Source organism: Bacteroides sp. MSK.18.37, from assembly GCF_019129155.2.
GTDB lineage: Bacteria > Bacteroidota > Bacteroidia > Bacteroidales > Bacteroidaceae > Bacteroides > Bacteroides ovatus.
This window is the reverse complement of sequence record NZ_JAHOIB020000001.1, coordinates 6,819,245-6,841,619: the sequence shown is the minus strand read 5'-3', so window position 1 is coordinate 6,841,619 and position 22,375 is coordinate 6,819,245. Positions and strand designations below refer to the sequence as shown.

The 22,375-nt window shown below is 44.3% G+C and carries 15 protein-coding genes; 3 read left to right on the top strand and 12 right to left on the bottom strand.

All coding sequences use genetic code 11. The annotated features are described in order from the left end of the window. The first annotated feature begins 130 nt into the window (after positions 1-130). From KSX81_RS27080 to KSX81_RS27070, 3 genes are all read left to right on the top strand, one after another. The gene (locus tag KSX81_RS27080) at positions 131-2,410 is read left to right on the top strand and encodes an alpha-xylosidase (RefSeq protein ID WP_004297442.1); all 2,280 of its coding nucleotides are present in this window, start codon (positions 131-133) and stop codon (positions 2,408-2,410) included. Position 2,411: 1 nt separating this feature from the next. Then, positions 2,412-4,217: a corrinoid protein gene (locus tag KSX81_RS27075; RefSeq protein ID WP_118418630.1), complete on the top strand. Its 1,806-nt coding sequence runs from the start codon at positions 2,412-2,414 to the stop codon at positions 4,215-4,217. A gap of 132 nt (positions 4,218-4,349) precedes the next feature. Next, on the top strand, positions 4,350-5,921 hold the full coding sequence (locus KSX81_RS27070; protein WP_118418629.1) for a sodium:solute symporter: 1,572 nt from the start codon (positions 4,350-4,352) through the stop codon (positions 5,919-5,921). Between the two features lie 89 nt (positions 5,922-6,010). Here the strand turns inward: KSX81_RS27070 and KSX81_RS27065 are convergent, their stop codons facing one another. From KSX81_RS27065 to KSX81_RS27010, 12 genes are all read right to left on the bottom strand, one after another. Further along, positions 6,011-6,688 (bottom strand): vitamin B12 dependent-methionine synthase activation domain-containing protein, encoded by a 678-nt coding sequence (locus KSX81_RS27065; protein WP_118418628.1) that lies wholly within the window; start codon positions 6,686-6,688, stop codon positions 6,011-6,013. A 50-nt stretch (positions 6,689-6,738) separates the two neighbouring features. Then, positions 6,739-7,755, bottom strand: coding sequence for a uroporphyrinogen decarboxylase family protein (locus KSX81_RS27060; RefSeq protein ID WP_217725687.1), 1,017 nt, complete (start codon positions 7,753-7,755; stop codon positions 6,739-6,741). Positions 7,756-7,905: 150 nt separating this feature from the next. Next, entirely contained in the window at positions 7,906-8,340 is a 435-nt protein-coding gene (rpiB, locus tag KSX81_RS27055) for a ribose 5-phosphate isomerase B (RefSeq protein ID WP_004297448.1), read from the bottom strand. Further along, on the bottom strand, positions 8,340-10,349 hold the full coding sequence (locus tag KSX81_RS27050; RefSeq protein ID WP_008774882.1) for a transketolase family protein: 2,010 nt from the start codon (positions 10,347-10,349) through the stop codon (positions 8,340-8,342). Before KSX81_RS27050 ends, rpiB begins: the two co-directional genes overlap by 1 nt. A 142-nt stretch (positions 10,350-10,491) precedes the next feature. After that, on the bottom strand, positions 10,492-12,036 hold the full coding sequence (locus tag KSX81_RS27045; RefSeq protein ID WP_008644038.1) for an alpha-N-arabinofuranosidase: 1,545 nt from the start codon (positions 12,034-12,036) through the stop codon (positions 10,492-10,494). Between the two features lie 131 nt (positions 12,037-12,167). After that, positions 12,168-14,570, bottom strand: a complete 2,403-nt coding sequence (locus KSX81_RS27040; protein WP_141409131.1) for a glycoside hydrolase family 127 protein — start codon at positions 14,568-14,570, stop codon at positions 12,168-12,170. 141 nt (positions 14,571-14,711) lie between these two features. Next, on the bottom strand, positions 14,712-16,307 hold the full coding sequence (locus KSX81_RS27035) for a xylulokinase (protein WP_151926756.1): 1,596 nt from the start codon (positions 16,305-16,307) through the stop codon (positions 14,712-14,714). Positions 16,308-16,410: 103 nt separating this feature from the next. Then, the gene (gene araA, locus KSX81_RS27030) at positions 16,411-17,937 is read right to left on the bottom strand and encodes an L-arabinose isomerase (protein WP_117514923.1); all 1,527 of its coding nucleotides are present in this window, start codon (positions 17,935-17,937) and stop codon (positions 16,411-16,413) included. Between the two features lie 45 nt (positions 17,938-17,982). Beyond that, positions 17,983-18,669 (bottom strand): L-ribulose-5-phosphate 4-epimerase, encoded by a 687-nt coding sequence (locus KSX81_RS27025; RefSeq protein ID WP_009041111.1) that lies wholly within the window; start codon positions 18,667-18,669, stop codon positions 17,983-17,985. 5 nt (positions 18,670-18,674) lie between these two features. Beyond that, positions 18,675-19,352, bottom strand: a complete 678-nt coding sequence (locus KSX81_RS27020) for an NUDIX hydrolase (RefSeq protein ID WP_008999164.1) — start codon at positions 19,350-19,352, stop codon at positions 18,675-18,677. A 9-nt stretch (positions 19,353-19,361) separates the two neighbouring features. After that, a complete protein-coding gene (locus tag KSX81_RS27015; protein ID WP_008999165.1) occupies positions 19,362-21,107 on the bottom strand; it encodes a sodium:solute symporter in 1,746 nt (581 codons plus the stop codon). 30 nt (positions 21,108-21,137) lie between these two features. Continuing rightward, a complete protein-coding gene (locus KSX81_RS27010; RefSeq protein ID WP_008999166.1) occupies positions 21,138-22,277 on the bottom strand; it encodes an aldose epimerase family protein in 1,140 nt (379 codons plus the stop codon). Between the last annotated feature and the right edge of the window lie 98 nt (positions 22,278-22,375).

Here is a 22,375-nt window from a genome sequence, read left to right as displayed (position 1 = left end):
GTCATCAATGTACTAGTATAGCAATCAATAAACTAATGTAATAATCATTAGAGCTAAACTAGTATGGTAATCATTCAAACTAATCTGATAATTATAGTAATCAATAAACGATATTTAATCAATAAAATAGATGAAACCAACGAACTATCACTTATTTGATTTCCTTGATTTCGATACCGAGTTATCAAGGAATGAGTCGCTTTGGAAAGCATACAAGCCAACGGCTGTTTATGAAAAGGAAGGAGATATTTACGTAACAGTTCCCTTTCAGAAGCAAAAGCTGGCTAACGATATGATGGCGGATACCGATGTTCCCCAGGAGGAATATACGTTAATCATCCGTCAGTATAACATCGGTATCACCCGCCTGTTTCTTGGCTTCGGTGATTATGTACTGACAGATGAGTCGGAAATGCTGCAATTCAGTGACCGGATTCAGAAAGTGCCCCTGTTTATAAAAGAACAAAAAGGAAAATGGATTCTTTCGACGGAGGACGGAACGAAGCGTGCCGTTATCAATGTGGAAGAGCCTCTATTAGACCGATGGAGCGAATTGCTTCCCGACCCTCAAGAAACGCTTGATATCACTTTATACCCTGACGGAAAGCGTGAAATCCGCTTGTCAGCCTACGACCATTTTTCGCCTCCCCGCTACGATGCGTTACCTGTTGCTTTTTGCAAACGCGACGGTCGGAAAGAACGTGCAACGCTTTCTTTTGAATGTAAGCCCGATGAATGTTTTGCCGGAACCGGAGAACGTTTCTTTAAAATGGACTTAAGCGGACAGACTTTCTTCCTGAAAAACCAGGACGGGCAAGGAGTCAATAACCGGCGTACTTATAAGAATATCCCCTTCTATCTATCTAGCCGCATGTATGGAACATTCTACCATACATGTGCTCATAGCAAGCTCTCGCTGGCCGGACATTCCACCCGTTCCGTACAGTTTCTAAGCGACCAGGCATTGCTGGATGTATTTGTAATAGGCGGTGATACGATGGAAGATATTCTTCGCGGTTATCGTGACCTGACCGGCTATCCGTCTATGCCTCCTCTTTGGAGTTTTGGCGTTTGGATGAGCCGTATGACTTATTTCAGTGCCGATGAAGTAGACGAAATATGCGACCGTATGCGTGCCGAACACTATCCCTGTGATGTAATTCATCTGGATACGGGCTGGTTCCGTACCGATTGGCTCTGCGAATGGAAATTCAATGAAGAACGGTTCCCCGATCCGAAAGGATTCATCGGGCGGTTGAAAAAGAACGGCTATCGTGTCTCTTTATGGCAACTTCCATACGTTGCGGAAAATGCAGAGCAGATTGATGAAGCCAGAGCCAATGATTATATAGCCCCATTGACCAAACAACAAGCGACCGATGGTTCCAACTTCTCCGCCCTGGATTATGCCGGAACAATCGACTTTACTTATCCGAAAGCAACCGAATGGTACAAAGGACTATTGAAACAACTCCTGAATATGGGAGTAACCTGTATCAAAACCGATTTCGGTGAAAACATTCACATGGACGCCCTCTATAAAGGTATGAAGCCGGAATTGTTGAACAACCTGTATGCCCTGCTTTATCAAAAGGCTGCTTACGAAATTACGAAAGAAGTGACAGGTGACGGCATTGTCTGGGCACGTTCCGCATGGGCGGGATGCCAGCGTTATCCTTTGCATTGGGGAGGCGATTCCTGTAGTTCTTGGGATGGAATGGCAGGTTCTCTGAAAGGTGGTCTGCATTTCGGTCTGTCGGGATTTGCTTTTTGGAGCCATGATGTTCCCGGCTTCCATACATTGCCCAATTTTATGAACTCGGTAGTAGCAGATGATGTGTACATGCGTTGGACTCAATTCGGCGTATTCACATCGCATATCCGTTATCACGGAACCAATAAGCGTGAACCCTGGCACTATCCGGCCATAGCTCCGTTGGTGAAAAAGTGGTGGAAATTGCGTTATTCGCTCATTCCATACATCATAGAACAAAGTAAACTAGCCATAGAAAGCGGCTATCCGCTCTTGCAGGCACTCATTCTGCATCATCCGGAAGATAAACTTTGTTGGCATGTGGATGATGAATACTATTTCGGCAATGATTTCCTGGTAGCTCCGGTGATGAACAGCGAGAACCGTCGGGATATCTATCTTCCCGAAGGAAAATGGGTGAACTTCTTTACGGGAGAACGTCTGGAAGGAGCATGCTGGCTGAAAGACGTATACGTTCCATTGGAAGAAATGCCCGTATATGTGCGTGCAAATGCCGTGATACCCATCTATCCGGAAGACGTGGACTGTACGGATGAAATGGATTTAAGCAAGAGCATGGCTTTACGCATAGATAATGATTATAAAGGATTTTGGACTATGATAGATTGTGGTAGAAAATTAATTAATTTAGTATAGTATGAAAACATGGAAGAGTAATTTAGAAGAAACAAAACAACGTTATATAAATTGGTGGAACCATAAAGGAATCATTCTCAATATGTGGGAGCACTTCCAGGAAGGAGTGCAACCACATGCAGAGATAACACCTCCCGCACTGGCAAAAGATTTGTCGCAAAAGTGGTTCGACCCTCAATGGAGAGCTGAATATCTGGACTGGTACGTAGCGCACAGCAGCCTGAAAGCGGATATTCTTCCGGTTGCGAATACCCAACTGGGTCCCGGTTCTCTAGCTGCCATTTTAGGCGGAGTGTTTGAAGGCGGGGAAGACACCATTTGGATTCATCCCCACCCGGATTTCACCAATGAAATAGTCTTTAACCCCGAACACCCGAACTGGATTCTTCATAAAGAACTCCTGAAAGCCTGCAAAGCGAAAGCCAACGGACACTACTTTGTCGGTATGCCCGACCTGATGGAAGGACTGGATGTCCTAGCCGCACTGAAAGGAACGGATAGGGTATTATTGGACACAGTGATGCAGCCCGAAATCTTGGAACAACAGATGCAGCAAATCAACGACATCTACTTCAAAGTATTTGATGAACTATACGACATCATCCGTGAAGGCGACGAGATGGCATTCTGTTATTTCTCGTCCTGGGCTCCCGGAAAGATGAGTAAACTGCAAAGTGATATTTCGACCATGATTAGTCAGGATGATTATCGCCGGTTTGTGCAACCTTTTATTCGTGAACAATGTCAGAAGATTGATTATACCCTTTATCATCTGGATGGAGTGGGAGCTATGCATCACCTGCCTGCCTTGCTTGAAATTGAAGAATTGAATGCGATTCAATGGACTCCCGGAGTGGGCGAACCACAAGGAGGATCTCCCAAATGGTACGATCTGTATAAGAAGATTCTGGCATGCGGAAAGAGCGTAATGGCTTGCTGGGTGACATTAGACGAACTAAAACCTCTATTGGATCATATCGGTGCGGACGGTGTACACTTGGAAATGGATTTTCATAACGAAAAGGAAGTGGAACAGGCCATGCGGATTGTTGAAGAATATACCGGTTCTTCTACTTCTGTAAATACCAATGAACATCAACAGGATGCCGACTTGGCAGCTACCGGACAGGAACGTATTTGTATACGGGAAGAACAACATCGGGAAGAGGATAAACTGCAACCTCTGTATGAAGCCATTGTTGCCGGGAAACTGGAACCTGCGGTTGAAGTCACCCGGCAAGCCATTGCGGAAGGAGTAGCTCCCCAAATGATTATCAATAATTATATGATTAAAGCAATGGGCGAAGTGGGACAACGTTTCCAGGATGGAAAAGCTTTTGTTCCTCAACTGTTGATGGCAGGACGTGCCATGAAAGGGGCTTTGGAACTACTGAAACCTTTATTGGCAGGAAGTGCTTCCACTACAATCGGTAAGATTGTCATCGGTACAGTGAAGGGAGATCTCCATGATATTGGTAAAAACCTGGTGGCTTCCATGCTGGAGGGGTGCGGCTTTGAAGTCATAAATATTGGTATTGATGTGACTTGTGACAAGTTTGTGGAAGCTGTGAAGGAAAACCATGCTGACATCTTGTGCATGAGCGCATTGCTGACTACTACCATGACGTATATGAAAGAGGTTATCCAGGCATTGGAAGAGGCCGGTATTCGTAATCAAGTGAAAGTGATGATTGGCGGAGCACTCGTCAGTCAGGGGTTTGCTGACGAAATCGGTGCGGACGGATATAGTGATAATGCGAATACAGCCGTAGCAGTTGCCAAAGAACTGATTGGAAATAAAAAATAGAATAAAAAGGCACGGATTACACGGATCAACACGGCTCTTAATTACATAGCCTATTAAAACCGTGAAATCCATGTAATCTTTGCCTAAAGAAAATTAGATTTAAACTTACGTTACTTATTTAATACTTGAATTATGCATGTGAAATTCTTAGAGACATTAGATTGGAGTATTCTGATTGCCTACTTCCTGATTTTGATAGCTATTGGTATATGGGCAAGTTCTAAACGAAAAAAGGGGAGTAGTCTTTTCCTTGCGGAGAATTCGCTGAAGTGGTATCATATCGGCTTTTCCATGTGGGGGACGAATGTGGGACCTTCCATGTTGATAGCTTCCGCAAGTGCCGGATTTACTACTGGTATTGTTTCGGGGAATTATGCCTGGTATGCATTTGTCTTTATATGTCTGCTTGCTTTTGTCTTTGCTCCCCGATATTTGGGTAGTCGCATCACGACATTGCCCGAATTTATGGGAAAACGTTTCGGACAATCTACCCGTAACATCCTTGCTTGGTATACCATTATTACCATTCTTATTTCATGGCTTGCATTGACTTTATTTGCCGGTGGAGTCCTGATCCGTCAGGTCTTCGATATTCCTATGTGGCAATCGGCATTGCTGTTACTTGTCATCTCCGCTTTCTTCACGATGCTTGGCGGACTGAAAGCTGTGGCCTACACGAATGTATATCAAATGATACTGTTGATTGTAGTATCAGCCACACTGGCTATCATGGGAATCTATAAAGTGGGCGGTGTAGGCGCACTGGTGGACGCCGTTCCGGCGGATTACTGGAATCTTTTCCATCCAAATGATGACCCGGCTTTTCCTTGGCTACCTATTATCCTGGGTTATCCTATTATGGGAGTTTGGTTTTGGTGTACGGATCAGTCGATGGTGCAACCGGTTCTTGCTGCCAGGAATCTGAAAGAAGGACAGATGGGAACCAACTTTACCGGATGGTTGAAAATATTAGATGTACCTCTTTACATTCTTCCCGGCATTATCTGCCTCGCTTTATTCCCACAATTGGAGAATCCCGATGAGGCTTATATGACAATGGTGACTCATCTGTTCCCGACAGGAATGGTCGGCTTGGTATTGGCTGTATTGACAGCAGCATTGGTAAGTACTGTCGGCTCTGCATTGAATGCATTAAGTACGGTATTCACGATGGATATCTATGTGAAGAAAATCCGACCGCAGGCCAAGCAGAAAGAGATTATCAGGGTGGGACAAGTGGTTACGGTAGTCGGTGCACTGATTTCTGTGATAATAACCATAGCGATCGACAGCATCAAAGGACTGAATCTATTTAATGTTTTCCAGTCTGTACTGGGATTTATAGCTCCTCCGATGGCAGCTGTATTTCTCTTTGGCGTGTTCTGGAAACGCACCACTACTCTGGCAGCTAATATGGCTCTAACATTGGGAACAGTGTTCAGTATCGGAGTAGGAATCTTGTATTTATGGGTATTTCCGGCCGAACAATATAATGCGTGGCCTCATTTTATGCTGCTTTCCTTCTACTTATTCGTTATCATCGGAATAGGCATGATAGTAGTCAGCCTGTGGGATAAGTCTCCGCAATTGGGCATCTTGAATATGGAAAAGATAGAGGACAAACCTGCACGAATTGTTCTTATCCTATGGGGATTACTTATTGTGACTATGATCGGGCTTTACATCTTCTTCAATGGCCACTAGTTTTTATTCACCACAGAGGACGCAGAGGACACAGAGATTATTATCTAATAATAAAAGACTCTGTGTCCTCTGCGTCCTCTGTGGTGAAACTATTTTCTGCGAAAACAATTTTCGTACGTACACAGCCCGCAAGTATATTCCAGCTTACGGACATGAGAACCCACTCCAATAATACCACTTACAGATTTGATGGGAATCATCAGACTGGAATCAGTCAACTGAATACCACAAGGCGAAGCAACCGGAAATAAGGAGAATAGTTTTTGTTGTTCCGATACGTGCCATCCGCAATAACCGGGGCTGTACCTATTAGTGTGTTTCCAACCTCTTTTTTCGATAAATACAGCCAACTCCTCTTCCATGCAATCAGCAGCCTTTTCTGCAATGATGCTCCCCAATGAATCTGCTATATATATTTTCACCATGTCATCCTCTTGCTGGAGGAGATGTTGGAACTCCTCAAATTCAACTCCGGCAGTTGCGGTAAAAAAGGCAAAAGCTTCCGAACCCCGTAATTGGCGGGTAATGGTTTTACCGATTGAGAGAACCGTATCTTTTACTGTCAATGTTGCTTTTTCGGTGTCGAGCAGTCCATCGGCGATGAAAAAGAAAAAACGGGGACGAAGAAGGGGAGTGATACGGTCAAGTAACGTATTTATTTCTTCTATAACCATTCCATCCGGCATAGAATCTTTATATCCCATCGCCTCGTAGATATCGGACGATGGGATTTGCAGTTTCTGGTAAGTAAGTTCCTGTTCAACCATTGGTGGATGCATTGAAATATATAGGTTGTTGTAATCCTGCGGACACAGAATTAAACTTGTGTTTTATTGAATTCTTCCAATGCAGTATAAAATGCATCTATATTAGTAGAAGACGTATGTGGCGGAATATCACAACCACTTGACAATACGAAATTAGGATATGCACGGGTAGTCTCCAATAGTTGCAAAGTCGCTTCCTTCATAGTCTCCGGGCCTGCCATCTTGAAAAGGCTCACCGGGTCCAGATTTCCCATTGCCAGTGCATCGGTCGGAACCTCTTTCAACGCTTCCTCCATCTTAATTTTATTCCCGAAGTGGTAAGCGGCTGCACCGGTATAAACCATCGCTTGCGTGCAATTCCCTGTGTTTCCGCAATTATGAAGCACTACGGCAAAGTGCTCATCCTGTACCTTCTCTATTATTTCTTTCACAAATAAAGAAGAATATTGCAGGCAATCTTCGTTGGATAACAGTCCTGCAGCAGGTTCAGCCATGATTACACCGTTCACACCGGTTGCTTTCAATGCCATGCAATAGCGGGTGATGAAGTCACTGCATTTTCTTAATAACGTATTGGCTGCATCGGGATTAATATAAATCAGCATCATGATTTCCGACATATCATACAAACGTCCGGCCAGCGAATAAGGACCGATGCAACCGGCAAAAACCGGGCGGTCTGTAATATTTCTGGCTGTCAGCATATTCGCTTTAAGATATTCCGGGATTCTTCCTTTGTTTAATGCCGGAATCTCCAGTTTCTCAATAGCTGCCTCGTCTGCCAGTAAACGACCGGATACACTGGGCACCTCATTTTCCGGAAAGATAATCTCTGCCCCGAAAGCTTCCGCTTCTACCGTCAGATCCATGATGACGGTTGCGGCCGCCGCCGGGTACTTGCCACAAAGAGCCTTGATTGCCTCATAATGAACCTGCCCGTTTGTCACTGCATCATGCACCGTTTTCCCGATAAACTCGATACCCGGATGTGTCATGATCGGAATTGCAATCGTTTCCTTACGTTGGATCGTTTGGCTGATCCATTCTTTCATATTCAGTCTACCCATAATTTTAGTTTTTAATATCGTCTTGTAATAAAGACGAAGTTACCCCTCTTTTGTAATCTCGTATATGATAAAATCTGATACCGGTATAAAAATAAAGCTGCTCTTCTTTCTGAAGGGCAGCTTTACACCTATTTGATTTATCTTCGAGCTTTATTTTACCGGAATCTTATCAATACGATTCTGATGACGGCCACCGTCAAATTTGGTAGAGAAGAACTCTGTCAAAATCATGTCCGCTTCTTCAGTGCTGATGAAGCGTCCCGGCATAACCAGTACATTAGCGTCATTGTGCTGACGAGCTAGGTGTGCGATTTCTGCATTCCAGCAGAGAGCAGCACGAACCCCTTGGTGCTTGTTCAGCGTCATATTGATTCCGTTTCCACTGCCGCAGATAGCGATACCGGGATAACATTCTCCCGATTCCACTGCAAGAGCCAGCGGATGAGCATAATCCGGATAGTCTACGCTTGCGGTAGAGTTAGTTCCGAAATCCTTGTAAGCCCAGCCTTTTGCTTCCAGCCAGCCGCGAACATATTCTTTCAGTTCAAAACCGGCATGGTCGCATGCTAATCCGATTGTTTTCATTAGAGCATTGCTTTTACTTGGTTATATACGTTCTCGGCAGTAAATCCAAGTTTCTCATCCAATACTTTATAAGGAGCAGAGAAACCGAAAGATTCCAATCCCCAAACTTTACCGTGGCAACCTACCAGACCTTGAAGAGTGACAGGCAGGCCGGCAGTCATACCGAAAATCTTCGCATCTGCCGGAAGGATAGCTTCCTGATATTCTTTCGGTTGGTTGCGGAACAGACCTTCAGACGGAGCAGATACAATGCGTACCTTCACGCCATCTTTGCGAAGCAACTCTGTGCCGGCTACCAATGTAGACACTTCAGAACCTGAAGCTACCAGGATAACATCCGGATTTTCGTCGGAACCTGCTACGATATAAGCACCCTTAGCTGCTTGTTCGTAATCTGTTCCTGCCGGTAAGTTGGCAATATTTTGGCGAGAGAAGATCAATCCTGTCGGAGTAGACATATTTTCCATAGCAAGTTTCCAAGCAATGGTTGTCTCTTCTGCATCAGCCGGACGAAGTACCAACATAGAGTTGTGTCCCTTATGGTTTTTCAGTTTTTCCATCAGGCGGATTTGAGCTTCCTGTTCTACCGGTTCGTGAGTAGGACCGTCTTCACCTACGCGGAATGCGTCGTGTGTCCAGATGAATTTCACCGGTTGTTCCATCAAAGCAGCCATACGTACGGCAGGTTTCATGTAATCGGAGAATACGAAGAATGTACCGCAAGCAGCGATCACACCACCGTGGAGAGACATACCGATACAGATACAAGCCATTGACAATTCAGATACACCTGCTTGGAAGAATGCTCCGCTGAAATCACCTTTCTTGAAAGAATGAGTCTTTTTCAGGAAACCGTCAGTCTTGTCAGAGTTAGAAAGGTCGGCCGAAGCAACGATCATGTTTTCTACCTGTGTAGCAAGTGCGCCCAATACGGTTGCAGATGCAGCACGAGTAGCGCTACCTGCTTTCTGTTCGATAGCAGCCCAGTCCACTTTCGGAGCTTTGCCCGAGAAGAAGAGTTCCAGTTTTGCAGCCAGTTCCGGGTTTGCTTTCGCCCATGCAGCTTTCTTTGCATACTTTTCAGCAACGATCTTCTTCAGTTCTTCTGCACGTTTTGCATACAGTTCGGCTACTTCCGGGAATATAACAAACGGGTTAGTAGGATCACCACCCAGATTCTTGATTGTATTTACATAAGCGTCGCCACCGAGAGGAGCACCGTGTGTAGCGCAGTTAGCTTCATAGCTGCTGCCGTCTGCCTTGCGTGCACCTTTACCCATTACGGTTTTACCGATAATCAGTGTCGGACGTTCTTTTTCAGCTTGTGCTTCTTTGATTGCCGCACGGATTTCGTCAGGATCATTACCGTTGATACTAAGTACGTTCCATCCCCATGCTTCATATTTCATGGCAGTGTCTTCAACGGTTACGTCTTTCGTTTCTGTAGAAAGCTGAATATCGTTGGAGTCATAGAACATAATCAGGTTGTCCAGTCCCAGTGCACCGGCAATACGTCCGGAACCTTGAGAGATTTCTTCCTGAATACCACCGTCAGAGATGTAAGCGTAAATGGTCTGATTCATCACCTCGTCGAAACGGGCTTTCAAGAATTTGGCAGCGATAGCAGCACCTACTGCAAAAGTGTGTCCTTGTCCCAGCGGACCGGAAGTATTTTCGATGCCACGCATGATGTCCACTTCAGGGTGTCCCGGAGTAGGGCTTCCCCATTGGCGGAATTCTTTCAGCTCGTCCAGTGTGAATTTTCCTGTCAATGCCAACGTAGAATAAAGCATCGGAGACATGTGGCCCGGGTCGAGGAAGAAGCGGTCACGTCCTTCCCAACGGGGATTTTCAGGATCGTATACTAGAAACTCAGAGAAGAGTACATTTACAAAATCAGCACCACCCATGGCGCCACCCGGGTGACCGGAATTGGCTTTCTCAACCATTGAAGCAGCAAGAATACGGATGTTATCCGCTGCACGATTCATAAGTTTGTTATCGTTCATATCATTAAAATTTAATTGATTTCTGTCAGATTGTTCGCAAAGATAACTCTTTATGTGGATTTAACAATCCAAAAGAGCTATCTTTTTTATCGACAATTTTACGGTCTTCTTGTTTGTGATACAATAAGTAATTGCTCTAAAATTACTGTAACTCTAAAGTAACAATGGACTTAGCAGGAAGTTTTACCTTCATTGTACCTTTATTGATTTTTACCTCTTTGAAAGGTGCCGGTTTTACAATATTAGGTTTTTCAAAAGAATTGTAATCGGTCAGTTTGGAAGCGGTCAGAATCTCTCCGACAGCTTTCTTGGCTTTCGTATCACCCAGATTGATGGTGATTTCCTGCGCTTCATCAGCATCTACATTGGAAAGAGAAATATGGATCACCCCATCTTTATTTTTGGAAGCTGTGGCGCTCACCATCGGTACAGTGCGGTTATCACGTACACTTATCTTTTCGCAAGTCAGGTCGATAGGAAGATAAGTGGCATCCTGATGTACTTTATACATCTTGAAGACATAATAAGTAGGAGTGAGCACCATTTCTTTGTCTTTTGTCAGAATCATCGATTGAAGTACGTTGACAATCTGTGCGATATTTGCCATCTTCAAGCGGTCTGTATATTTGTGGAATACATCAAGACTTAAAGAAGCCACGAAAGCATCACGCAACGTGTTTTGCTGATACAGATGTCCTTTGATGGTTCCCGGTTCTTCATCCCACCAGGTTCCCCATTCGTCCAGTAAGAGGGCGATTTTCTTGTCCTTGTCATATTTGTCCATGATGGTACAATGTTTCTTGAGTACATCTTCCACTTCCAGACATTTGCCCATCGTCCAGTAATAATCATCCTTGTTGAATTGAGTGGCTGATCCTTTGCTGCCACTCCATCCGGTTACGGTATAATAGTGCAGAGAAAGACCGTCCATCCGGTGTCCTACACGATTCATCAATACATCTGTCCATTTGTAATCATAGTCACTTGCGCCACTGGCAATCTTGAACAGACGGTTGCCGTCATAATTACGGCAATAAGTAGAATAACGACGATATAAGTCTGCGTAATATTCCGGACGCATGCTGCCACCGCACCCCCAGCTTTCATTTCCTACGCCGAGATATTTCAATTTCCATGCTTTGTCGCGACCATTCTTACGGCGAAGGTTAGCCATAGGCGAGTCTCCGTCAGAAGTCATATATTCCACCCATTTAGCAAGCTCTTCCACTGTGCCGCTACCTACATTTCCACTCACGTATGGTTCGCAACCCAGCATTTCACAAAGATTCAAAAACTCGTGTGTTCCGAAACTGTTATCTTCAATGGTACCGCCCCAGTTGTTGTTCACCATCTTCGGACGGTTCTCTTTCGGACCAATGCCGTCCATCCAGTGGTATTCATCGGCAAAGCATCCGCCCGGCCAGCGAAGAACGGGAACGGACAAGTCTTTCAGTGCATTGAATACATCTGTGCGGTATCCCTTGATATTAGGAATATCCGAGTTTTCGCCTACCCAAAGACCACCGTAGATACATGAACCCAGGTGTTCGGCAAACTGGCCGTAAATTTCCTTCGGTATGATTTCTTTGCCTTGATCGGCATGTACGGTTATGGTAGCACTCTTTTGTGCAGAAAGAGATACGGATGCTGCCAGAAAAGCCGTGCTGACTAATAGTTTTGCTTTCATAAATGGTATTTGTTTAATGATTATTTTTTACCACAGATTACGTAGATTATCACAGATTGATTTTATTCTGATTACTATCATGTTATAACCCATAAATAATCTGTGTTAATCCGTGTAATCTGTGGTGACTTCTATTTTAGTAAACGAACTTCATAAACGGCAGAGGTCCATTCCGTCCCGTCAGGGATAAAACGTATCGGACAACTACCCGTATTCAGTTTTTGAGGCAGAACATAAGAAAGAGTAATGAAACCGTCTTTATCTGCTTCACTGATAGTCGGATGAACAGCCAACTTTTCGTTATTCAAAAGAATAGCCACTTTATTGCGGTCATCTTTCCGTACCGTAATCAGGAGGCGGCTTGCTTCCTCTTTTACCTTCAATTGATAGCCGAACCAACCTTTAGCACGTCGGAAATGTCGGTCTTTATTCGTCCCCGTTTCTGCCTGTTCATACTGGATGCCATGGTCAGACTCCGGCTGCTGTTCGCCGGGGAAGATCAGGTCAATGGTTTGATTAGCCAATTCTGTTGCTTTTCGTTCAGCCGTTGCCATCTCTTCCTGAATCGCTTTAAACTGCTCTTCGCTTGCCTGCCGGAAATAAACGGCATAACGGGAATTGTGCAGGCGGAAGAACGGAACGAGTTCCAATGCCTTGTCTTGTGCAGGATAAACCTCTCCGTTATAGCTGAAAGTAATCCGGCTATTCTGTTCTTTCTGAAGAGATTTGCAGATTGAATCAGGATTTCCTATCAGCATCGGAACTTCTTGTAAAGGAATTTGTTTGCCATGAGCGATATGGCCGCCACGACTGTCATCGGCATATAAACCATCAAGATATTCAGTGCCTGTGGAAGCTGCAAGAACGATTGGACCATATAAGAAAGCATAATAATCTTTCTTGTCGGGAATCTGTTCCACGCTGACTTTCATAGGCAAGTGGAAAGTAATGACATCCCCTTTTTTCCATTTGCGGGAGAGAGGAAGATACTGGTTACCTTTTGCCATAACGAACATTTTTCTTTTTCCATTGATGCTGACGCTATATCCTTTGGATTGGTTCGCCCATTCCGGAATACGTATCATTAAAGTACGTTTTTTCTTAGGCGCTTCATCTATTCGCAAAGTTACCTTGTCGTCATCAGGGAAACGGGTTTCCTGTGTCAAAATAATGCCTTGCTCTTTCCAGGTCAGTTGTGAAGGAATGAAGAGATTGACATAAAGTGTGTCTTTCCGATACGCATAGATAAATTCACCGTATTTGGTATGATTCTCCAAGCCTGAACCTACACAGCACCACATGGATGTTTCCGGTTGTGAGTATACACGATAGTGTCCTGGACGCATAGGAGTGAAGTAGACAAATCCACCTTTATCCGGCTCTTGTGACGCTAAGATATGATTGTAAAGCGCACGTTCGTAATAGTTTACGTAGTTTGGATCAGGTTCGTTTGTTTGATTCGGATTGTGAGAATTCTGATAAAGCATTTTGGTAAGACGGAGCATGTTGTAAGTATTACAGGTCTCCGGTCCTTGAACGTCGTTCAGCATGGACGTGAAGTTATCCGACGGATGGAAATGTTCGCGGACGCTATTTCCTCCGATGCAGACGGAACGGTGATTGACTACCGTGTTCCAGAAAAAACGGGCGGCATGATCCCATTCTGCAGCATGATTCCAATTTTTGTCGTCTTGTGAAAGTTCGGCTATTCGCTTGTAGCCGATCACTTTCGGAATCTGTGTGTTGGCGTGCATCCCCGTCAATTTGTCTTCCTCTTTGATAAGCGGGTCTAAGATAAGCTTGTGAGAGAAACGGCGTGCCAGTTCCAGATACTTCTTGTCGCCTGTGATTTCGGCCACGTCAGCGAACGTTTCGTTTAATCCGCCATGTTCGCTACGAAGCATATCCTGCATTTGTTCGTCACTCAAGCCGGAAGTGATATCGATCATCCAGTCTGTAAAAGCGATAAGCATTTGGCGTGCAAGGTCGCTTCCTGCATAGATATATGCATCCCGCAATCCGGCGTAAGTCTTATGTATATTGTATAAAGGTACCCATTTGCCGTTAAGGTCGAAACCTCCGGCACGGATCTTTCCTGCTTTTATATCTTTCCAAAGTTGAAGGCTTCCCGGAGTTCCTCCGATGAATCCTGTGCCGACAGTTTGCTGTGCCCGATTCAACTCATTCAGCATGTAGTTGAGGCGATTATAGACTGCGGTATCTCCGGTGGCGGCATACATCATGGAAAGTGCGGATAAATAATGTCCGCCGATATGTCCGTCCAATCCGGTATTTTCCCAATTGGTGTAGCTGGGGGCTTTAGGCTGTAACCCTGCTTCGCGGAGAAAAGGAGCGAGCAGATGGTCGGGGTCTAATGCAAGTATGTAATGTAGATCAGTCTGTTGAGCTTGCAGAAACGGACTATCCAATAGTTTCACATTTTGTAAAGGGAAGTAAGACACCTGTGGAGCGTTTTGAGCTTTGGCCAGTGAGGTGGACAGGACAAGTGCAAGTATGAACGAGGTGGTTTTCATGATAATAGTCTCCCCATCTCCCTCTCCAAAAGAGGAGAGGGGTGGAGATAATTAATGTTAATACTTAGTTAGAATTGGCTCTTGATAAACAGCGATTTATCGGCAATCTCTGATGAACAACAATGGATTGCCGACTGTCAATTATTTAAATTTGACTGCTGCCTCTTCGATAGGCAATCCTGCCTTGTAATTTTCGATGTATGCATTGAAGCCGGCTACATCTTCGGGCGTAGGTGATACCTCGATACCCGCGTCACCGACAAATACGCTTTCATCCAGAAAATCGGCAAGAGATTGTTTCTTTTCATTGTTCACGAGGTAAGAACCTAACAGGGCAATACCCCAGGCACCACCTTCACCGGCTGTTTCCATCACGGAAATAGGCGAGTTGATGGCTGCAGCAAGTATTCTTTGGCCTACTCCCTTTGTTCTGAATAATCCTCCGTGACCAGTAATTCTGTCCACTTTGATTTTTTCTTCGTTGAACAGGATGTCGTTACCAATCTTGAGTACTCCTACCGAAGCATACAAGTGAGTCCGCATAAAGTTTGCCAGGTTGAACTTGTCATTTGCCGAACGTACAAACAAAGGTCTTCCGTCAGCAAGTCCTGTTACAGGCTCGCCTGAAATATAATTGTATGAAAGCAAACCTCCACAATCAGTATCACCAGTGAGCGCAATATTGTAGAGTTTACTATAGATTTCATCCATATCTACAGGTATGCCCAGAAGCTCCTGGTATTCCTTGAACAAGTTAACCCATGCGTTGAGATCAGAAGTGCAGTTGTTGCAATGCACCATGGCTACCAGACTTCCGTCAGGAGTTGTCACCATGTCAATCATTTCGTATGGCTTCGACAGTTCTTTCTCCAATACAATCATTGAGAATGAAGAGGTACCTGCGGATACATTTCCGGTACGTTGTTTGACTGCGTTAGTCGCAACCATTCCGGTACCAGCGTCTCCTTCCGGCGGACAAACCGGTATTCCTGCCTTCAAATGACCCGATGCATCGAGCTTTTTACTTCCTTCCGGAGTGAGGACACCTGCATTTTCACCTGCCGATAATACTTTAGGCAGAATATCCTGTAGCTTCCAGCTATATTCTTTCGAAGCAATCAGCTTGTCGAACTTAGCCACCATTTCAGCAGAATAGTTGTTAGTAGTTGGATCTATAGGAAGCATACCTGATGCATCGCCTATTCCCAACACCTTTTCGCCTGTGATCTGCCAATGCACGTAACCTGCCAGAGTGGTCAGAAAGTCGATTTCATTAACGTGTGCTTCGTTGTCTAAAATAGCCTGATACAAGTGGGAAATGCTCCAACGCAGAGGGATATTATAGACAAATAGTTCGGATAAAGCAGCCGCTGCGCGACCTGTATTAGTGTTTCTCCAAGTGCGGAAAGGCACGAGGATTTCTTCTTTTTTGTTGAATGGCATATAACCATGCATCATAGCGCTGACACCGATGGCAGCCAGAGTCTCGATCTCTATGCCGTATGCATTCTTTACGTTAGTACGAAGATCGGCATAGCAATCTTGCAGCCCTGACCAGATGGCTTCAATGCTATACGTCCAAAGTCCGTCAACTAACTGGTTTTCCCAAGTGTGGCTACCTTGAGCAATAGGCTTGTTTTCCTGGTCGATCAAGACAGCTTTTATTCGTGTAGAACCGAGTTCTATACCAAGAATTGCTTTACCTGCCTCGATGGTTGATTTTGCATCTAATTTCATGTTGAAATCAATATTTTAAGGTATAACGATCATTATAAAAAAAATCAAGTTTCGCAAAAACTTAACGAAATAATTAAGCCATGCGAAACTTGAATAATTGTTTTTAGCAAAGTGCTTTATTCAACATGTAATAAACTTCGTTCATGCGCAGTTCTTTCTTGAAGCAGCTGATTGTAGTATCCTTGTTGATATGTACCATTTCGATACCTGCGATTTCAGCATAATCTTCCCAATATTCTGCTGTCAGGTCGTAAGAGAAGCAAGAGTGGTGAGTTCCACCAGCCAGAATCCATGCACCTGCACCTACTTCAAGGTTTGGCATCGGAATCCAGAGAGCAGAAGCAACCGGCAACTTAGGCAGCGGTTTCGGCTCGATACATTCTACGTCGTTCACGATCAGACGGAAGCGGTTACCCATATCTACAACAGTAGCAGTACAGCCTGTACCTACTTTTGAAGTGAAGACCAGACGTGCAGTCTGACTCTTGCGGATACCTATACCGAGGAAGTGTACTTCCAGGCGAGGTTTGTTGGCTGCGATAAGCGGACAGATTTCCAACATGTGTGACTGAAGGATAGAGCTGTTTGCACCATCGAAGTTCAGTGTGTAATCTTCCAGGAATGAACAGCCTTTAGGAAGACCCTGATTCATTACCCATACAGTGCGGTACAGAGCAGCCGATTTCCAGTCACCTTCAGCACCGAATCCATAACCTTCCGCCATCAGACGTTGTGAAGCAAGACCCGGGATTTGATCGAAACCATTGTATTCAATGTCGCCCAAATCGTCGAAGTTGGTAGTAAATCCTTTGGCACCTTTTGCTTTCAGGATAGCACGTATAGCCAGTTCAGCCTTGGCAGCATTCCATACTTTCTGGTAAGCTTCAGTTGATTTATCTTCCAGAGAAGCATCGTGATCGTATTCCTTGAAGTAAGTAGCTACCAATGCATCTACCTCTTCATTTTTGATATCCTTGTGATATTCCATCAATTCGCTTACCGGACAGTAATCTACGTGGTAACCCATACGTTGTTCAGCTTCCACTTTATCACCATCGGTTACAGCTACGTTGTTCATCTGGTCGCCGAAACGGATAATCAGCATATCCTGTGAATCTGCCCAACCGGCACAAACACGCATCCAAACGGCAATCTTATGCAAAGTCTCTTCCTCTTTCCAGTAACCTACCACTACTTTACGACGGATACGCATACGGGTACAGATATGTCCGAATTCGCGGTCACCGTGAGCAGACTGGTTCAGGTTCATGAAATCCATGTCCATTGTATCCCAAGGAATTTCCTTGTTGAATTGAGTATGCAGGTGCAACAAAGGCTTCTTCAACTGTTGCAAGCCGTGAATCCACATTTTAGCAGGAGAGAACGTATGCATCCAAGTGATAACACCGACACACTTTTCGTCATTATTGGCTGCTTTGAAAACAGCTTCCACTTCTTTAGAAGAATTAGCTGTTCCTTTGTATACCACCTTTACAGGGAGTTTACCGGATTCGTTCAATCCGTTAACCATTTCATTAGAGTGTGCGTCTACTGCGATTACTGCGTCACCTCCGTACAAAAGCTGTGCTCCTGTTACGAACCATACTTCATATTGATCAAATGCGTTCATAATGTTATTGCTTTAATTGTTATTGTTCTAATTTTTAATCTTTAATTATTTCTGTCCGTAATAAGCATTCGGACCATGCTTGCGGCTGAAATGTTTTTCTATCAGCAGCGGATTCATTGTTAAATTGGGATTCACCGCATAAGCGATACTTGCCATTTTAGCCACCTGTTCCATAACCACAGCATTGTGTACGGCATCATACGCGTCTTTTCCCCAAGAGAAAGGACCATGATTTTTCACCAATACTCCCGGTGTATGTACAGGGTTCAAGCCTTCAAAACGTTTCACTATCACATTACCGGTTTCCAGCTCGTAAGCACCTTTCACTTCCGCTTCTGTCATATCCGCTGTGCAGGGAATGGCATCATGGAAATAATCTGCATGAGTGGTTCCGATATTCGGAATGTCACATCCGGCTTGTGCCCAGGCTGTTGCATAGGTAGAGTGCGTATGTACCACTCCTCCGATCTCCGGAAATGCTTTGTAAAGTATTACGTGAGTAGGAGTATCCGAGGATGGCTTCAGCCGTCCTTCAACGACCTTGCCATCCAGATCCACTACTACCATATCTTCGGCTTTCATATCATCATAACTTACACCACTGGGTTTGATTACTACCAATCCGCTTTCACGGTCGATGGCAGAAACATTTCCCCAGGTAAAGATGACTAATCCATGCTTTACCAATTCGAGATTGGCATGAAATACTTTTTCTTTTAGTTCTTCCAGCATAATGATTATAATTTAAATTTCGGGTCCTTGCGGTAAGCCTTGCTATTGAACTTATACAAGGCAGCACCACGTTTCGAACCCAGTTTGTCAATTTTATCAGTCTTTTCTATATAATCCATTTCGGCCACTCTTTTACGGAAGTTCCGTTTATCCATCGGTTCGTCGTAAATAGCTTCATATAGACTTTGCAGTTGAGACAACGTAAAGAGTTTCGGAAGCAGATTGAATCCGATAGGTTCCACGGATGCTTTTTGCTTCATCAGTTCCCGTGCTTTTTCCACCATTTCAGGATGGTCGAAGATAAGTGGGGGAAGTTCGTTCATATTCACCCAGTAAGCGTTGTGCTTCTGAACAAGTTTCCGGTCGTATTCATTAATATTGATTAATGCATAGTAAGCTATGGAGATTACCCGTTCACCCGGATCACGTTCGACAGCTCCAAAAGCTCCTACCTGCTCCATATAAACGTTTTCCAGTCCGGTAAGCTCATGCAATACACGTTTGGCGGCATCGTCCACACTTTCATCTTTCTGCACGAATCCTCCCATCAGTGACCATTCACCCATTGCCGGCTCAAAGTTTCTCTTCAACAGGAGCAGGCTGATTTCCCCTTCGGAGAAACCAAAGATTATACAGTCGATGCCGACATAGAAAGTTGGATTGGTACTATAATACTTATTCATATCAGGGTATTACCAGAAGTATATATAAAATAATGCACAAAGAACTACTACACCGATAGAGGTGATAACATCCCACTTGTTCCAGCTTTGCTTGATGAGTGTCTTATAGTCATCAGTAAAGGTGATAGCTTCTATCTGCTTGGCAGTAGGTGCAGGAGTGAAGAATGAAACAACAACCATCAGTACGATCAGGAATACGAGCAGCCATATTTCGAAGATCAGCCAGTTTGTCTGCCAGAACCAGGCAGTACATTCCCAGTACCATCCAGACATCACATCTTTACCTGTATTCGTGAGGATATTGGTCAGCAAACGTACCATACCGATTATAAAACCTACTATCATAGCTGTTTCACCTGCCTTAGGCGTAATCTTCTTGGAGAATATACCGAGGGCGAATACAGCCACCATCGCAGGAGCAAGCAATGACTGGATGCCTTGCAGATAATCATAAAGACTACCCAAACTCTGCATGATAGGTATCCATACAATACCCAGAATTACTACAACAATAGTAGCGATACGACCTACCAACACATAAGTTGCTTCGCTCTTGTCCTTGAACATCGGTTTGTAGAAGTCTTCAGTAAACAAGGTAGCGCAAGAGTTGAAGAATGCTGCCAATGAAGCCACCAATGCCGAAATAAAGCCAATAGTAACAATACCTTTTACACCGGCAGGCAATACGAACTTAACCATTGAACCAAAAGCTGTATCAGGATTATCCAGTACGAAACCGCTTTCCGGACGTGCCGACAATGCAGCAGCTATCATACCCGGTATCAAGAACATGAACACAGGCAAAATCTTGAAATAACCGGCAGCGATAGTACCTCTACGTGCACGTCTCATAACCTCTTCGCTGGATTCACCTTTACGTTGTCCAAGCACACGTTGAACGATATGCTGGTCAGTACACCAGTACCAGAATCCGATAATGGATGCTCCGATAAATACCCAGAAACCTGGATAGTCATCATACATCGGGTCGCCTGTCTCAAAGTGGAACATGTGGTTTGTGCCGTGAGCAACTCCGTCTGTTCCTATATTAAGTGTTTTGGCATACTCTATCATGTGAGTCCAACCGTCGCTGATACTACCGGCTCCAAGTGCCGACAATCCTAAGAAAAGTACAAGGAACGAACCGATAATAAGTATCGGAGTCTGGATAGCAGACAATGTCATAACTCCTTTCATACCACCCAGAACCGTGAAGATTCCCGTAAGAACGATCAGGCCGATAGCACCAAACCAGAATGGCAATCCGAGAAGACTTTCCATGAAGATACCTCCGGTAAATGCTGTTACGCTGACTTTGGTTAATACGTATGCTATGAGGGTAATGATAGATAACCATGAACCTGTAGCAGGAGTATATCTATATTTCAGGAAGTCGGGCATCGTGATGATTTTTCCTAACTTCACGTTCATCAGCTGATAGAACGGTACGAAAAGCCAACCTAAAATAAGGATCATCCATCCCTGCATTTCCCAGTGTGCCATACCTACTCCAGATTTAGCTCCTGTGCCGGCAAGTCCTACAAGGTGTTCCGAACCGATATTGGCAGCGAAGATAGCTGCACCGATGATATACCAGGGTTCCCCTTTACCAAACAAATAATCTTCACTGTTAGCGCCTTGTTGCAAACGCTTGTCTTTCTGTATCGAACGCCATACCGCCCATGTGACTGCTAAAATACCGACTACGATGATTACCCAGTCGATCCATATAAACTCGTGTGAATTCCAGTTCATCTTATTCTGCTTTTGTTTTTTGATATTAAATTATTTCTCTATACCGAATTTGAAAATACATTCACTGTTGTAAGTCTGTCCCGGTTCCAGAACTACAGACGGCCAGTCTGCCTTGTTAGGACTGTCAGGATAGTGTTGTGTCTCCAGACAAACAGAAGCACGCTGGTTATAAACGAACCCTTTTTTGCCGGTTACCGTTCCATCGAGGAAGTTACCGGTATAAACCTGTATACCCGGTTCGTTGGTATATACTTCCAGAGTAATGCCGCTTTCGGGTGAAGTGAGTTTGGCTGCCACTTGGGAAAGATCTCCCTTAGTGTTCAATACCCAGTTATGGTCATATCCGTTTCCATTCTTTAATTGAACGAAATCGTAGTTATTGATTTCCTTACCTACAGCTTTCGGAGTAGTAAAGTCCATCGGAGTGTCTTTAACCGGAGCAATTTCGCCTGTAGTCATAAAGGTGCTGTCTACCGGAGTATAGTAGTCTGCATTCACATACATGATATGGTCGGTTGAAATTTTAGACGGATCACCGGAAAGATTGAAATAAGAGTGGTTGGTCATGTTGATGATCGTCTTTTTATCAGTAGTTGCGCTATATTTGATGTCGATAGCGTTGTCATCAGTCAGTTTGTAAGTCACTTTAGCTGTTACATTGCCCGGGAAATTAGCATCTCCATCCGGTGAAATACGAGTCAGCTCCAGTGTTGTCGGATCAATAAGGTTGGCTTCATAAACCTGGTATTGCCAGCCTTTCGGACCTCCGTGCAGGCAGTGTCCGTAATTGTTTTGTGGCAACTGGATCGTATCGCCATCCAATACAAAACGTCCCTGGTTGATACGGTTTGCATAGCGTCCGATAGAAGCGCCAAAGTCGCTCGGTACATTAATATAATCAGCAATGCTGTCAAAACCTAAAACTACATCCTGCATCTGACCGTTTTTGTCGGGTACCATGATAGACACGATACGTCCTCCGAAGTTAGTGATGCATACTTCCATGCCTGCCTTATTCTTTAACGTGTAAAGAGCTGTTTGGGCATTATTCACTTCTGTTTGAAATTTTACCGGGTCAAGACCGGACAAAGTCAGCTCGGAAGCCGGCTTGTTATTGCACGCAGCCAGCATCAGCGCGGCAATTCCTGCAAGTAGAAAATGTTTTTTCATGGTTTTATTTTTAATGTAAATGAGATGCTTATCTTATTTTGGGTGTAAAAGTAACACTTTAGTTTGGTGTATCAAATACACTCTTATATGTTATGCAG